General features: G+C 37.7%; 16 protein-coding genes. All 16 read right to left on the reverse strand.

Annotated features, from left to right (window positions below; translation table 11 throughout):
* Positions 1-2: 2 nt before the first annotated feature.
* Positions 3-503, reverse strand: coding sequence for a cell division protein SepF (locus tag ACQKIM_RS06425; protein WP_427540765.1), 501 nt, complete (start codon positions 501-503; stop codon positions 3-5).
* Complete coding sequence (locus ACQKIM_RS06430; protein WP_427540768.1) at positions 487-1,191, reverse strand: YggS family pyridoxal phosphate-dependent enzyme; 705 nt, start codon at positions 1,189-1,191, stop codon at positions 487-489. The genes ACQKIM_RS06425 and ACQKIM_RS06430 overlap by 17 nt, the downstream gene beginning before the upstream one ends.
* Before the next feature lie 146 nt (positions 1,192-1,337).
* Entirely contained in the window at positions 1,338-1,574 is a 237-nt protein-coding gene (locus ACQKIM_RS06435; protein ID WP_427540771.1) for a YlmC/YmxH family sporulation protein, read from the reverse strand.
* 506 nt (positions 1,575-2,080) lie between these two features.
* The gene (gene sigG, locus ACQKIM_RS06440; RefSeq protein ID WP_004227313.1) at positions 2,081-2,854 is read right to left on the reverse strand and encodes an RNA polymerase sporulation sigma factor SigG; all 774 of its coding nucleotides are present in this window, start codon (positions 2,852-2,854) and stop codon (positions 2,081-2,083) included.
* 114 nt (positions 2,855-2,968) lie between these two features.
* Positions 2,969-3,676 (reverse strand): RNA polymerase sporulation sigma factor SigE, encoded by a 708-nt coding sequence (sigE, locus tag ACQKIM_RS06445; protein WP_009373518.1) that lies wholly within the window; start codon positions 3,674-3,676, stop codon positions 2,969-2,971.
* Positions 3,677-3,689: 13 nt separating this feature from the next.
* Entirely contained in the window at positions 3,690-4,523 is an 834-nt protein-coding gene (locus tag ACQKIM_RS06450) for a sigma-E processing peptidase SpoIIGA (protein WP_427540773.1), read from the reverse strand.
* A 186-nt stretch (positions 4,524-4,709) separates the two neighbouring features.
* A complete protein-coding gene (ftsZ, locus tag ACQKIM_RS06455; protein WP_427540776.1) occupies positions 4,710-5,867 on the reverse strand; it encodes a cell division protein FtsZ in 1,158 nt (385 codons plus the stop codon).
* 53 nt (positions 5,868-5,920) lie between these two features.
* Positions 5,921-7,204: a cell division protein FtsA gene (gene ftsA / locus ACQKIM_RS06460; RefSeq protein ID WP_427540779.1), complete on the reverse strand. Its 1,284-nt coding sequence runs from the start codon at positions 7,202-7,204 to the stop codon at positions 5,921-5,923.
* 95 nt (positions 7,205-7,299) lie between these two features.
* Positions 7,300-7,671, reverse strand: coding sequence for a small basic family protein (locus tag ACQKIM_RS06465; RefSeq protein WP_427540782.1), 372 nt, complete (start codon positions 7,669-7,671; stop codon positions 7,300-7,302).
* Between the two features lie 3 nt (positions 7,672-7,674).
* Positions 7,675-8,394 (reverse strand): DUF881 domain-containing protein, encoded by a 720-nt coding sequence (locus ACQKIM_RS06470; protein WP_427540785.1) that lies wholly within the window; start codon positions 8,392-8,394, stop codon positions 7,675-7,677.
* A 113-nt stretch (positions 8,395-8,507) separates the two neighbouring features.
* The gene (locus ACQKIM_RS06475) at positions 8,508-9,236 is read right to left on the reverse strand and encodes a DUF881 domain-containing protein (protein ID WP_427540788.1); all 729 of its coding nucleotides are present in this window, start codon (positions 9,234-9,236) and stop codon (positions 8,508-8,510) included.
* Positions 9,214-10,047 (reverse strand): cell division protein FtsQ/DivIB, encoded by an 834-nt coding sequence (locus ACQKIM_RS06480; protein WP_427540791.1) that lies wholly within the window; start codon positions 10,045-10,047, stop codon positions 9,214-9,216. The genes ACQKIM_RS06475 and ACQKIM_RS06480 overlap by 23 nt, the downstream gene beginning before the upstream one ends.
* 20 nt (positions 10,048-10,067) lie before the next feature.
* Entirely contained in the window at positions 10,068-11,147 is a 1,080-nt protein-coding gene (locus tag ACQKIM_RS06485; RefSeq protein WP_427540794.1) for an FtsW/RodA/SpoVE family cell cycle protein, read from the reverse strand.
* Between the two features lie 37 nt (positions 11,148-11,184).
* Positions 11,185-12,537: a UDP-N-acetylmuramoyl-L-alanine--D-glutamate ligase gene (gene murD / locus ACQKIM_RS06490; RefSeq protein WP_427540797.1), complete on the reverse strand. Its 1,353-nt coding sequence runs from the start codon at positions 12,535-12,537 to the stop codon at positions 11,185-11,187.
* The gene (mraY, locus tag ACQKIM_RS06495) at positions 12,534-13,508 is read right to left on the reverse strand and encodes a phospho-N-acetylmuramoyl-pentapeptide-transferase (RefSeq protein ID WP_427540800.1); all 975 of its coding nucleotides are present in this window, start codon (positions 13,506-13,508) and stop codon (positions 12,534-12,536) included. Before mraY ends, murD begins: the two co-directional genes overlap by 4 nt.
* Before the next feature lie 125 nt (positions 13,509-13,633).
* Positions 13,634-15,550, reverse strand: coding sequence for a stage V sporulation protein D (locus tag ACQKIM_RS06500; protein WP_427540803.1), 1,917 nt, complete (start codon positions 15,548-15,550; stop codon positions 13,634-13,636).
* Positions 15,551-15,592 lie beyond the last annotated feature (42 nt).

Raw genomic sequence — 15,592 nt, forward strand, 5'->3', positions numbered from 1 at the left:
TATTAATTATCGTCTAAAATAAAATTTGAAATTTCGCCGGACACTTCTACATTATCTGGTGTACATAAGAAGATATCTTTACCAATTCTTTGGATATCGCCGCCAAGTGCATAAACTGTGCCGCTTAAAAAATCAATAATTCGTACGCCTTGTTCACGTTCAATTCGTTGTAGATTGACGATTGTTGCACGTTTATTTTTTAAATGTTCAGCGATATCCTGTGCTTCAGCATAGACTCTAGGTTCTACTAATACAACCTTTGCCCCTTTAGAGTTCATGGCTGCCTGTAAGCTAACAATGTTGTTTGCAGGTGCAGCACTCTGTGGAACAATTTCGTGAATGGGTGCCTTGCGCTCTTTCATAACCTTTTTAGGCTTTACTGAATGAATCGGTTGCTGATGATGTACGGGTTGTTGTTGCTGTTGAATAGGAGCTTGCGTGATTTCTTCTTCTAATTCTTCCTCTAGATAAAAGAAGTTTTTAATTTTATTTTTCATGCTCATCCTGTTCCCCTCTTTCATTTCCAACAAGAGCCGTTCCGACTCGAACGAATGTAGCCCCTTCCTCTACCGCAATTTCAAAGTCATTAGACATGCCCATTGATAACTCGGTACAAGGCGCATGTACGAATCCCTGCTCGGCTATTTGCTGTTGACATTGTTTTAATTGCTTAAAAACAGTGCGAATCATGTCATCGTCATCTGTATTTGGTGCCATCGTCATTAAACCTACTACTTGAATTTTCGTAAAACTTGCTAAAGATTGAATAAAAGGTAGGGCTTCCTCAATCGTTAAACCATGTTTTGATTCTTCACCTGATACATTAATTTGAACAAAGCATTTTATAGGTTTGTCTGCTCTTTTTTCGATTTCTTCTGCTAAACTTAATCGATCCAATGAATGTAAATAATCAATATGGTTAATCACTTGTTTTACCTTACGTGTTTGTAAAGAACCAATATAATGCCAATTTACATCTTCTTGAATTGCTTCTATTTTTCGACTTAAGCCCTCTGGACGATTTTCTCCTAAATGAAGAAGTCCTGCATTGATTGCCTCTTGTGTTCTTCCAACTGAAACTTCTTTTGTTACTGCAATAATTTGAACTTTCTCTGTTTCCCAAATTGAACGTTTTTGGGCTGCATGTATAAGATCATTAATTCTGTTTAAATTTGTTAAGATTTTTGTCACTGTTTTTCCCAACTTTACAACAATAGTTTCCTTTATTGTAACAAGCTATGCCTGAATTATCAATGAATAGCCTGACCTAATATGAAAGGACAGTTGCATCATTCATAGTAAATGAAAATAGCTTGGCTCTAAATAGGCAACCAAATTTAAGATAATGCTTTTACTAAAATAACATCTTTCCCAACAACAAGTACATCTTTCATGTAGACCTTTCTAACAGTATCTTCACCTCGAAAAAGCCCAAGATATTTTCGCGGCTCTGCAATCATAAACGCTGTCACATAGCCTGTTTCTTTTGACACTTCTGCATCTACCACAAACCCTAAAAAACGCCCATTACCTGCTTCAATAACTTCTTTTTGTTGTAACATTGAAAAACGCATTATATCCCTCCTGTAACAATTACTTTATGACATCCACTATTATCTCCATCAAAGTATGCTGTCACTTTATATTTATGTTATGTATTGTTAGATAGCTGAATGAAGATCAATTTCGCCTTGGCGTAATTGTAGCTGCCGCTTTGCTTTCGCTACAGAAAACATTTGTTGCTGTCGCTTCGCTTTCGCACAGATAAACAATGCGTCCGGATTTTGGATTGTGCCTAGGCCTGCACGAGGGCCGATACGATGTCGGTCATTTCGGTAATGCCACAGGACGTGGCGTTTTTACCGATGCAGGTCAGTTAGCCGTTTTCGCAGGATGCGAAGATTTTAGGCTAACATCCTTTATTCATTCCTTTGAAAATCCGTGACATCCGCCGGGAGCTTTAGGCCAACCCATCTGTAGAGATGGGAGTCTTCTGTATCTGCCGCTATACTTTCGATACAAAAAACATTTGCTGAATGAAGATAAAATGCGCACCGAAAGCTCTGGTGCGCATTGTCTACTACTTATAATCTTTCTGCATTGTTTCAATCGCATTTTTTTCTAGACGTGAAATTTGCGCTTGAGAGATTCCCAATTCTTTTGCAATTTCTGTTTGTGTCTCACCGTAATAAAAGCGCTTGGCAACAATCATTTGTTGTCGTTCATCTAACTTTTGCAAACTTTCCTTCACCGACACGTAGGCAACCCATTGATCTTCAGATACATCATCATCACGTAATTGATCCATCATATAAACAGCGTCTCCACCGTCTGAATAAATAGGCTCTTGTAAAGAAACAGGATCTTGAATGGCATCTAAAGCGAATAAAACATCTTCCTTTTTCATGTCAATCATTTCTGCAATTTCTTCAATCGTTGGTTCTCGTAAATTGTCAGTTATCCATTGCTCTTTTGCCTGCATTGCTTTATACGCAATATCTCTTAAAGAACGAGAAACGCGTAACGCATGATGATCACGCAGATGGCGACGAATTTCTCCAATAATCATTGGTACAGCATATGTTGAAAATCGCACATTATGCTTTAAATCAAAATGATCGATGGCTTTCATGAGGCCGATGCAGCCTACCTGAAATAAATCATCTGCCTGTTCACCCCTATAGGCAAATCTACCGACAATACTGAGCACTAACCTTAAATTGCACATCACAAGCTCTTCTCTAATCTCGGTTTCTCCTGCTTGTAATCGGATGAAGAGTTCCTTCATTTCCTCGTGCTTTAAAATTGGCAAAGTCGATGTATCTAAGCCGCAAAGATCTACTTTAGTTCGCATATTCGATTCCTCCGGATGTTATTCTCTGACTAAACCGTGACATCAGTTTGTCCGAGAGAAACGAGAATATGCACAAAAGCTATGACCAATTTTAGGTAGGTTAATTTTCCCTCTCTAAGATATTGGCTGGTTTAAATTTTCACGTAAATCTTGAATGATTTTCTTCTCTAATCGGGAAATATAAGATTGTGAAATCCCTAAATGATCCGCAACTTCTTTTTGTGTCATTTCAACTTTACCATTGAGGCCAAAACGACATTCCATAATATATCTTTCACGCGCACCTAGTAAATTAATAGCATGAAACATATGCTGACGCTCAATTTTCTTTTCTACATTGTCTAAAATAATATGCTCTTCTGTGCCTAAAATATCAGACAATAGTAATTCATTGCCATCAGCATCAGAATTAAGTGGTTCGTCTAGCGAAACTTCACCTTTCATGCGACTTGTTTTCCGTAAATGCATGAGAATTTCATTTTCAATACAACGGGAAGCATACGTTGCAAGTTTAATATTTTTATCCGTATTGAACGTTTCAATTGCCTTAATTAAACCGATCGAGCCAATACTAATTAAATCCTCAATCGGCGTACCCGTATTATCAAAACGTCTAGCAATGTAAACAACAAGACGTAAATTACGTTCAATTAGTGTGTCTCTAGCTCGTAAATCACCATTCATAAAGGATGCAATGACTGTAACTTCTTCTTCTCGACTTAATGGCACTGGCAATGAATCATTTCCCCCTATATAGTACGTTTCACGACTCCGAAACTTACTCCATAATTTTTTCAAGCTAGCAAGTAGCCTAAGAAGCAATAGTTCTCCCCCTCTATGAGTTATTTGAAAGCGCTGAAAAATGTAAAATTGCTGCTGTGCTATGTGGAAAATTTTTAGCCTTCTTTGTTAAAACGATATATTCATTTGTTTTCACTTGTGGGGGCTCCCCCTTTATTTGCCACTCATTAAAGCGAAAACCTAGCACAACTGATTGCTGTTGTACTGTATTGACATGAATAAACCGAATTAAACGCTGATAATCTTCTGAAAACATGGATACATTATACGGATCCGTTTCTTGCCATTCTAATAATGATTTGCAAAATGCTGCAGGTAAATGTGGTTTTAACGCTGTATAAGAGACAAAGTGAACTGGCTTTCCTGATAGAGGTTCAATTGCTTGATTCCCTGTGTCTACAAAAGCAGAGAGCGGTATTGTTACATCAAAAATTGTTAATGTTGTATCAAAAACAAACTGACCACTTAAACGCTCAAGCTTTACAAATCCCCATTGCTTATAAAAAACAACTAGATTACCAATAGCCAACAGCAGGCAAATAATAATAAAATGGACGACAGAAAGATTTTTTAAATAAGGTTGTAATGCTGTAAGTAACCCTCCAATAATAATTGTTGCTGTTAAAACAATTGGCCCTTGTTTTTGAAAACTTCGAAGCTTAAAGCGAAAAGCTATGCCAATTAATAGAATAAAGCCCAGTAATGTTGTCCACAGCAATTGACCACCTATAACAGCTACAAAACTACTACAAACCGAACTCATTAATAATCTTGTATTCTTTACAAAAACCCCTGTTACTTTTGCCGTAAACGTGAGTATCGCTAGATTAAATAGCGTATTAATGAGCACCAGCCATTCTCCATACATAACAGCCGCCTCCTACTTACAAAGTTAGCATGTTATGCTCACAAATATTGTCAAACAATCGCATCATTTCCTTAAAATATTTTGACAAAATACATGTTTTCCTTACACATTTGAACAACTTTACAGACAAATATAAAAAGCTCGTATTCTACAAATGTAAAATACGAGCTTTTTAGAAGTGAGATATTATCCGCGGTTTTTACGATTACGTAGAAACGCTGGTACCTCAAGCATATCATCCTGACCATATTGTTGTTGATTTTGACGAGGCTGCTCTTGTTGAACATGCATTTCTTGACGTTGTTCACGAATAGGTGCTTGCTGTTGTTGTACAGCTTGTCTATTTGTATTTAACGAAGGTCTTGGAGTATTTCGTTGTTGTTGTAATACTTCTTCTGAGAAGCCAGTCGCAATCACGGTTACAATAATTTCATCTTTTAGATTTTCATTAATAACAGAACCGAAAATCATATTTACCTCTTCATCTGATGCTGAAGCTACAATATCTGCCGCTTCTTGGACTTCGAATAAGCTTAAGTTGGAGCCTCCAGTAATATTCATAAGGACACCTTTAGCACCATCAATTGAAGATTCAAGTAAAGGACTTGAAATGGCTTTCTTTGCTGCTTCTGCAGCACGGTTTTCACCTGTTGCAATACCAATTCCCATTAACGCAGAACCTTTGTTAGACATAATTGTTTTTACATCTGCAAAGTCTAAGTTAATAAGACCTGGTGTAGCAATTAAATCTGAAATACCTTGTACACCTTGTCGTAAAACATTATCAGCTTCACGGAATGCCTCTAACATCGGCGTAGATTTATCGACAATTTGTAGTAGTTTGTCGTTCGGAATAACGATTAAAGTATCAACAGATTCCTTCATGCCGCCAATACCACCGATAGCCTGAGTTTGTCGCTTACGACCTTCAAACGTAAATGGTCGCGTAACAACACCAACTGTAAGAGCACCTAAATCGCGAGCGATCTGTGCAATGACTGGCGCTGCACCAGTACCAGTTCCTCCACCCATTCCAGCTGTAACAAATACCATATCCGCTCCACGTAGAACCTCTTCTAATTGTTCACGGCTCTCTTCGGCAGCTTTTTTTCCTACCTCTGGATTTGCTCCTGCGCCTAAACCACGAGTAAGTTTTGCTCCAATTTGAAGCTTCACTTCTGCTTTTGATAAATTTAGTGCCTGTGCATCTGTGTTTACTGCGATAAAGTCTACTCCTTGCACACCATGCTCTATCATTCGATTGACAGCGTTGTTACCGCCGCCACCAACACCAATAACTTTAATTACTGCAAGTTGATCAACACTTGTATCAAATTCTAACATTTTTTTTTCCTCCCACGGTAACTCGACTCTGTATCATTCATTACGCATTCTAGTTAATCAAAAAACTTATCAAATAATTTTTTTGCTCTACCGATTACGCTTCCTTTTGATTCGGAAGTTGAAGCATATTCTTGCTTCTTAGGTGTGGCTGTTGGAGACCCTACAACCGCATATTCAATAGGTTGCGTATTCGTACCTTTTCCGTAAAAATCATCTTCTAAATAGGCGTAACGAATAAGTCCGACTGCCGTCGTAAATGAAGGCTCCCTAACGCCAATATAATCGGGTGTATATATTCTAACACGAGTTTGCAGAATTTGACGTGCCAGTTGAGCAATACCTTCAAGCTTTGCAACACCACCCGTTAAAACAACACCGCCAGGTAAATCACGGACACCTAGACGTGCTAACTCGTCAATCACTAACTCCAAAAGTTCTTCCAAGCGTGCACCAATTATTTCTGATATATAGCGCTGACTATATTGATCAGTTGAATCTGTTCCAACAATTGGTACTTCGAAGATTTCATCATCTGATGCATCATCATAAAAGGCATGTCCAAATTGATGTTTAATTTGCTCAGCTTGTTCTGTTGGTGTTTTTAAAACGATTGAAATATCTTTCGTAATATGATCACCACCAACTGGTATTACACCCGTATGTGTTAACAGCCCCTCTTCAAACACTGTAATAGTAGTTGAGCCTCCCCCCAGGTCAATAAAGGCTGTCCCTTGGTTTTTCTCATCCTCTGTTAGTGCAAAATTGCCTGCTGCTAGCGGTTGCAAATATATTTCTCGTATACTTAATCCTGCACGCTCTACACAACGTAAAACATTGTGTAAAAGTGTTTTGGAAGTTGTAATCATCGTTGCATCCATTTCTAGACGAATTCCAATCATACCGCGTGGATCTTTAATCTCATCTAAGTTATCCACAATAAATTGTCTTGGAATAATGTTCACCAATTCACGTTCAGGAGGTATTGACATGACTTGTGCAGATTCCACCACTCTGTCTAAATCATCGTCTGTAATTTCTCTATTTTCACTATTTACAGCGACAACACCTTTAACTAGCTGTAACATCGTCTGGTTAGCTGGAACACCCAGAACAACTTCATTGATTTGATAGCCAGTCATTCGTTCTGCTTGTTCGATTGCTTTTCGAATTGATTGAACTGTTGCATCAATATCAACAATCGCACCTTTTCGAACGCCATTCGATTTTACATTTCCGACGCCAATTACATGTAATTGTCCGTCACTCATTTCACCTATTAATACCTTGATAGAGGACGATCCTATATCAAGGGAAATATATAAATCTTGCTGATTCAATTCGCTGCACCTCCTTGAAAAATGCTCTTATTTTCATTCTATTGTAAATTTGGCGTAATGTCTAAGCAAATCGAGTAATTTGCTCAATTTTTCTCTCATTCTATGGAAGTTTTCTTCTTTTTGTGACGTTTTTCATCTAGCCTATTTAGTAAAATACGCCTAATAATTGCTATATTTTGGAACAAACGTACTCCGAAAGCGAAAATGGCAGCTAAATACAAATCTATTCCTAAATACACTCCTAAAAAGGCTAAACCTGCTGCAAGGATTATATTAAAAAAGAAGCCTGACACAAAAACTTTATCATCGTATACTTGTTGCAATTGAGCACGAATTCCGCCAAATAAAGTATCTAAAGCTGCTAAAACTGCTATTGACAGATAATTTTCATAGATAGAGGGAATTTGTATATTCGTTAACAAGCCTAGGGCAAGTCCAAATATCAAACCTAAAAATGGTAGCCACATATTTTATTCTCCTTTTTTCACCTCTGTTAAATAATCATTTGTCAATGGCTGATCAAATGCTGGGATTGTTAATTGTTCAGTCGGCTCTTCAATTATTAAATTAAAATTATCTAAATAAAAGGAATCAATAAATGTTGAAGCTTGTAACGAATTGTACATTTTTTGAGCTTCCTTAAAAGAGCTTGTCCCAACATAAATTTCAAAAGGAGGCGATGACAGTGCTACACTATTCACAGTCGTTTTTCCATTTATGTCTCGAATTGCTGTTGTATGTACAACGCGATTTCCATCTATCGAAACACTAGCCGCATTGTTTTTAAACAAAGCATTCAATAGTTGAGTCAGCAAATCAGGTGAAATTTCTTGAATGTCAAATCCCATTTCCACTAATTCTTGTGCTGGCTCTACACGTATGACAACTCCTGGACCTGTAACTTCAGTTAAGCCCGCTTGAAGCTTTAAACGTTTCAATGTCTCATTTAAAGCTGCCTGTAAACTTGCTTTTTCAGATTGCTCATAGCGACCCACTACTTCATTGAGTGAGCGAATTTCTGCTAATAATGTGGAATGTCTTTGTTTTTCTTCTGCTAATTCCTCTCTTATGGCCCAAATATCTCGTGTATCTCGCTCAGCTGGTTGTTGTATAGTATTGTACTGTACCGCTATCATCAAACCGATAATAAATAGCACGATCGTTATTCGGGTGTACATATTTTTTTTCAAAATAGCCCCTCCTAGACGTATCGTAACCCCCATAAATAACGCCTTAGATTTTGAATAATGCAAATGCATGTAAAATCTGCAACTACTCTGGAGGCTAATGTTGAAAATTAAATTTAACTCTCAACTTTTACTTTTGGCATACTTAGTTTTTGATTTTCTTCTAATGACACAACAATATTGTCATTTAATAACTGATCCACTACACCACCATTTAAATTTAATGAGGACGCCAATGTTGGAGAATCACCTATAGCCTCAACAATAAATGGCGCAGGATGCTGCTTGCCGTCAATCGTAATCACAGGTCCATTACAACGTATATAGGAATTCGCTAGAACCCGTTGACCATTGATGGCAATAGCCTGTGCACCAGAAATTTTTAGCTCATTAAGCAATTTAAACACATGGCTTTCATGAACGATATAATCATTAGGATTTGCAGATTTAGGATCATAACCTCCATCTTGCAGCGTTATACGAATTCCTTTTCCTTCTGCTTGTAAATCGCCTAATAATAATCGTAAATCCTCTGCTTCTTCAACAAGCTTTTTGTTAGCCTTTTCATCAGCAACAAATGATTTCTCATACTTGCGAATTTTTTCTTGCAGCGCATTTGCTTCTTCTGCTAATACTTTATTCCGTTCTTGCTGGGCTATTAAATCCTCACGATATGATTCCTCTTGCTCAAAAAGCTCTGAATCAATTGAACCTGCATTTCGGCTATCTTTTGCCTGATTGTATGAATAGCCAATAATGAATCCCATTGTTATACAAACAATAAGCAATTCAAATTGCTTCCTTGACAAAAAACTTCCTTTGCTATTCATTCGTTTGTTGCTCATCATTATTCACTTCCTGGTTGGCCGTTTCTTCATCTTCTTTTCCATTTACATCAATGCTTATTTTGTTGTATTCATCATTGTAAGGACGATAATATGAGCCTACCTCTAAATCAATAACCCCCTTTTCTAAATTACTAATTTGTGCCACAATTGAGGGGTAATAATTTAACTTATCAGCTAAAGTTTGAATAACAGCACGTACTTCATATCCATCATTCATATAAAGTCTGACTGCATTAGGATTTGTCTCATTACTGTTTGTATTGACTTGAGAAATTAAGGCTAATACTTCTGGCTTTAACTGTGCTAATTGCTCAACAAGCTTGTTGATTGTTTTTTCACCAGTTATACCAATAAAAACAGGAGCATCAATTGGCACTTCATCACCAGCTTGTTCAAATCGTTTGCCATTTTCGAGTAAAGGATAATAGGTGCCATCACCAGCTAAGTATGCAACTTTTTTCCATTCTTTAATTTCTATTGTTACATCACGCAGCAAGTTACGTTTAACATGCGCTTCTTTTACCCATTTATCCTTGAGTATTAACTCCTCAATATCATTTACCTTAAAACCCCACATCGACTTTCCAGGAGCCAGAGTACTGGCCTGTAAATAATAATGTTCATCAGCTAAGCGAGCACCGTTGACTGTAATTTTGTTGATTTTACTGTAAGGAGATTGAAAATAAAGGAGTACTGCTAACACGATAAAGAAAAGTAATATTAGCACTATAAATTTCCGATTTGTACGCTTTTTTCGTCGCTTTTTTAGCGTAGGTATGCGATCTTCTATATCAATTACTTTCTCCAAAAAGTACTCCTCCTTTATATTTATTTCGCTAATTGATAAATAATACCTATTATTAACCACATTGTTACTAAAGATGTTCCTCCATAACTAATAAAAGGCAGTGTGACCCCCGTTACAGGTACTAAACCAATCACTACAGATATATTTAGAAATGCTTGCACGGTCAGCATTGTAACAAGTCCTATAATCGCGTAATAGGATGCTCTCGATTTAGCTTGTACTGCAAATTTATAACCAGCATAAATCGCTAGTACAAATAATGCTAAAATAAATAGACCCCCAAGCAATCCAACCTCTTCTAAAATAATCGCATAAATAAAGTCATTTTGAGGCTCGGGTAAATATAAGAACTTCTGTCTACTTTGTCCAAAACCATGACCAAAAATGCCGGCAGGTCCAATTGCCATTAATGATTGTACAGCTTGAAATCCACTTACCAAAGGGTCCGCCCATGGATCAAGAAATGCTTGAATGCGTTTTAATCGATATGGTGCTGTTACAATCAACCCTGCTAACCCTGCAACTCCTGCTATCATAAACATTCCATAAAGTTTTAATGGATATCCTGCTACAAAAAACAATAAAAAGACTGAGACCACTAATATAAATACCGAGCCAAAATCAGGCTGCAGCATAATAAGAACCACTGGTAATACTAAAATGAATCCGTGTCGCCAGTTAATAATCGGTGTACCTGTTTTATGCTGCGCTAATATATGACTCAAGTACACTATGACTGTAATTTTCGTTAGCTCTGCTGGCTGAATGGTTAATGGACCTACACCTATCCAGCTTTGCGAGCCATTTCGTACTAGTCCAATGCCTGGAATAAGTACAAGAACCAGCAAAATTAACGAAAAAATATAGGCCATTTTCCAAAAGGATTGCTCTCTCAAAATATTTAATCGAATGGTGATTAAAAATACGACAATGGCAACAGCAAAATACATACTTTGCTTCATATAAAACGGCATTTTTCCACTATAATGAACGGCACTCCAATAGGTACCTGCAGAATAGACGAAAATAATGCCGATTATTGATAGCATCAATGTTGTGACGAGCAATAAATAGCTTTCTTTTCCTCTCAGTAATGCCATCCTTCCAAGTCAAGTATATTCTAAAATAGTTACAGACTTATGACAGCTTCATTACAGCTTCAATAAAAACATCTCCTCGAATTTCGAAACTGTCATATTGATCCCAGCTTGCACATGCAGGAGACAATAGAATAACATCCCCCTCAGCTGACATCGGTGCCGCATAATGTACAGCATCCTCAACATTTTGTGCAATAATTGTTTGCTGAACACCACATGACTTTGCAAATTCTACAAAGCGTAAGCCTGTTTCTCCAAACGCCACTACACCTTTGACATGCCCCATACATGGACGTAATTCCTCAAACGAATGACCTCGATCTAAGCCCCCTGCTAGAAGAATAACTGGTGCCTGAAATGCATCTAAGGCACTTTTTGTAGCTAAGCAGTTTGTTGCTTTGGAATCATTGTAAATTTTTCTTCCATTCCATTCGCGTACAAACTGTGTACGGTGACGAACACCACCAAATGTCGCAAGAATTTCCTCCATCTTAGCTTTATCACAACCAACTAAAATACATGCTGCTACTGCTGCTAAAATATTTTCTAAGTTATGTTTACCTGGTAAAGCAATGATAGCCCGTTCCATATAGGGTTCCCCTTGCCAGTAAATCATTGTGTCGTCTGCACTAATTCCTTCAGCTGTATGTCCATTTGAACTAAACGGAATCTTATTTCCTTTAGATTTTGCGGCATAACCAACAACAATTGGCTGATCTGCATTATAAATAAAATAATCATTCTCATCTTGATTACGAGTAACACCGAATTTTGACTCTGCGTAATTGTCAAATGTTCCATGATAATCAAGATGCGCATCATAAAGATTTGTTAGAATAGCAATTTTAGGCTGGAAAGTTTTTGTGCCCATCAATTGGAACGAGGATAATTCCGTTACAATGATATTATCTTTCTGTGCTTCCCTTGCAACACCGCATGCCACTGTTCCAATATTTCCAGCAATCAGTGGCTTTTTACCACCATTATTCAACATGTCAAAAATTAAAGTTGTCGTTGTTGTTTTACCATTTGAACCAGTGATACCAATAAACGGTGCTTCACTGATCAAATAGGCCAGTTCAATTTCCGTCCAAACAGGTATTTCTCGGCTAATAGCATCCGCTACAATTTTATTGCTGTAAGGAATACCTGGATTTTTTACAACTAATTCAAAGCCTTCATCTAGTAAATCCTCTGGATGACGACCACAAATAACTGTTACTCCTTTTTGCAATAGGCCTTGTGCATCTGGACTTTCATCAAATGGCTTTGAATCATTGACTGTCACAAAGGCGCCTAGTTCATGTAAAATTTCGGCTGCTGCCACACCGCTTTTGGCTAGGCCTAAAACAAGTACCTTTTTATGTTGTAGATCTGTATAGTTTTTCATAAGAACGCCTCCGATAAGACTGCAATCAATGCTACTGCTAAAGCGGTTGACCAAAAGACAAGGACAACTTTCCACTCTGACCATCCTGATAATTCGAAATGATGGTGGATAGGACTCATTTTAAAAATACGTTTTTTACGAAGCTTAAAACTACCAACCTGTAAAATAACGGATAATGTTTCAATTACAAACACTAATCCCACTAATAACAATAAGAATTCTTCTTTTATTAATACAGACACCATAGCTAAAGCTCCGCCTAAAGCTAATGACCCTGTATCACCCATAAATACCTTTGCAGGATTTGCATTAAACAGCAGAAATCCTAATAATGCCCCAGTTACAGCAAATGCAAATAAAGCAATATCAGCTTGATCTTGGAAAAGCGCAATTACACCAAAAGCTGCAAAGGCAATAGATGCTGTGCCTGCCACTAGTCCATCTAGTCCATCTGTTAAATTCACTGCATTCGAGAAGCCAACCAACCAAAAAATTAGAAAAGCTACATAGAAAACCCCTAAATCAAATGTCAAGTCTGTAAATGGTATAGCAAGCGTTGTATCGAATGATCCTACGTGCAGTAAGAAATAAGCCAGAACGGCAATGACGATTTGACCAATTAGCTTTTGCAGGGATGTTAAACCAAGGTTACGTTTAAAAATAACCTTTAAGCCATCATCTAGAAATCCGATTAAGCCAAACCCAGCTAATACTAACAACAGTACGACGGTTTGTGTGGTAAATAAATCTAAAAAGCTTCCTACACCAGCAGTAGTGAGGATTATGGCAATTAGAAAAATAATGCCCCCCATTGTTGGAGTACCCGCTTTTTTCATATGTGATTTTGGTCCTTCTTCACGGATACTTTGACCGAATTTAAGTCGACGAAGAAGAGGAATACTGATTGGTGCCAAAATAACTGTTACTATAAAGGCAAGAGCTAAAATGGTAAGAGTTGTTGCGAGTTTCATTGAAAAATCTCCTTTAAATCTTGTTTCACTTTCTTCTTCAAGAAAAAAGCATAAACCTTCATTTATTTATTACTACCCTTCATAATAATAGTGGTTCTTTCCCATTTTTTAAAGGTAAAGTTATATTAGTTCTCCAAATATAAATGAATTGTGCCATCTTGTTTGATAACACTATCCACTTCAGGCAGTTGATTACCAATTTTAGTTCCTTCACCATGCCATTCAATACGGAATGGATAATGTTGCTTTGCAATATCATCCTTCGTTTGACCAATAAAGCTAGGTACTTTCACCGTGATTGGATCACCCCAACGATAATCCTTTTCAAGCTGTTCCTTCGATTTTTCAATGCCAACAAAAGGTGAAGCATCTTCAATAATTTGACCGACAATTGGAGCTGCTACAACACCACCAAATTGAGTTGTTTTCTTCGGGTTATCCACCGCTACATAAACGACAATCTGTGGATTATCCGCTGGTGCAAAGCCAATAAAAGATACGATATATTCTCCGCTTTTATAACGCCCATTCTCTACTTTTTGTGCTGTTCCCGTTTTTCCCCCAATACGTAAGCCATCTCGGTAAGCCTGTCGTCCAGAGCCCTTTGCTACAACTGATTCTAATGCACCTCGAACCTTTGCAGATGTCTCCTCACGAATAACCTGTTTTTTAACTTCTGGTTCAGTCTCCTTTATGACTTCGCCAGTATTCGGATTGAAAATTTTCTTCACAACATATGGCGTATAAAGCTTGCCCCCATTTATAGCTGCAGCAACTGCCTGCACTTGTTGAATAGGAGTAACAGCCACCCCTTGACCGAAAGAAGTTGTTGCCTGCTCCACAGGTCCAAAGGCTTCTTTAGAAAATAATATTCCCGAAGCTTCACCTGCAATGTTAGACCCTGTCTTTTGACCAAAACCAAAGTCTTTAATATATTGTAATAATCTTTCATTGCCAAGTCGTTGTCCTAATTCAATAAACCCCGGGTTACATGAATTCTCTACAACTTCAAGGAATGTTTCATGGCCATGCCCACCACGATTCCAGCAACGTAATCTAGCACCTGCAACCATCGTATAGCCTGGGTCATAAAATGTATCATGTTCTAAATCCACTAAATTCTCTTCTAGAGCTGCACTCAAGGTAATAATTTTGAACGTTGAGCCAGGCTCGTAGGTCATCCATACGGGTAAATTCCGATTATAGATAGCAGGTTCAACAATTTGATATTTTGCCGGATGAAAAGTAGGGTAGGAGGCTAATGCTAAAATCTCGCCATTGTTTGGATTCATTGCAATAGCTAACGCTTGGTCAGCCTCATAACGCTCCATAGCCTGGGACAGTTCACGCTCCACCACCTGCTGCACATCTACATCAATTGTAAGCTTTACCGTTGCACCATCTTCTCCAGCTTTCCAAGCACTTGCAACATTCGGTAAATTATTCCCTTTCGCGTCTGTAAAAAGGCGAATGGCTGAGGAGTTAGCCTGAAGTAGTTTATTATATTCATATTCAATACCAGCTAACCCTTGGGCATCATAGCCTGTGAAACCTAAAAATCGCGAGAGCATTGTGCCATATGGGTAATCCCTTGCATAATCAACCCCGCTATATAAGCCCTCGATTTGCATGCCTTGTAATTGCACCGCTTTTTCATAAGAAATATTTTTTCCTTCCGGTGCTAATTTCACTAAATATTCTCTTTTCTTCATTTTCTCCAACAGCTTTTGTTCATCAACTTCCAGTACCTGTGCTATCTTTGCAGCAGCACCTTCGATATCTTTGCTTTGAGAAGGCATGAAATAAAGAGTGGGTGCAAGCTTATTTGTGACAATACTTTGCCCATCACGATCTGTTATATGACCACGTTCATTTGCAAAGGGAATTTCTCGGTCCCAATTCTCTTCGGCCTTCTTTGTTAGCTCCTTTTGATCTAGTACCTGTAAGAAGAACAATCTAATGACAATGGCTACTGCAACACACATAAATAACACATATAAAATACGTAAACGTTTTTTAGAATGGATAGAAATCCACTTCATTCGACATCACACCTTGTTTTTTACAACGTATGAAATAAAGTG

This window comes from Lysinibacillus sp. NPDC047702, assembly GCF_050272555.1.
Classification (GTDB): Bacteria; Bacillota; Bacilli; order Bacillales_A; family Planococcaceae; genus Lysinibacillus.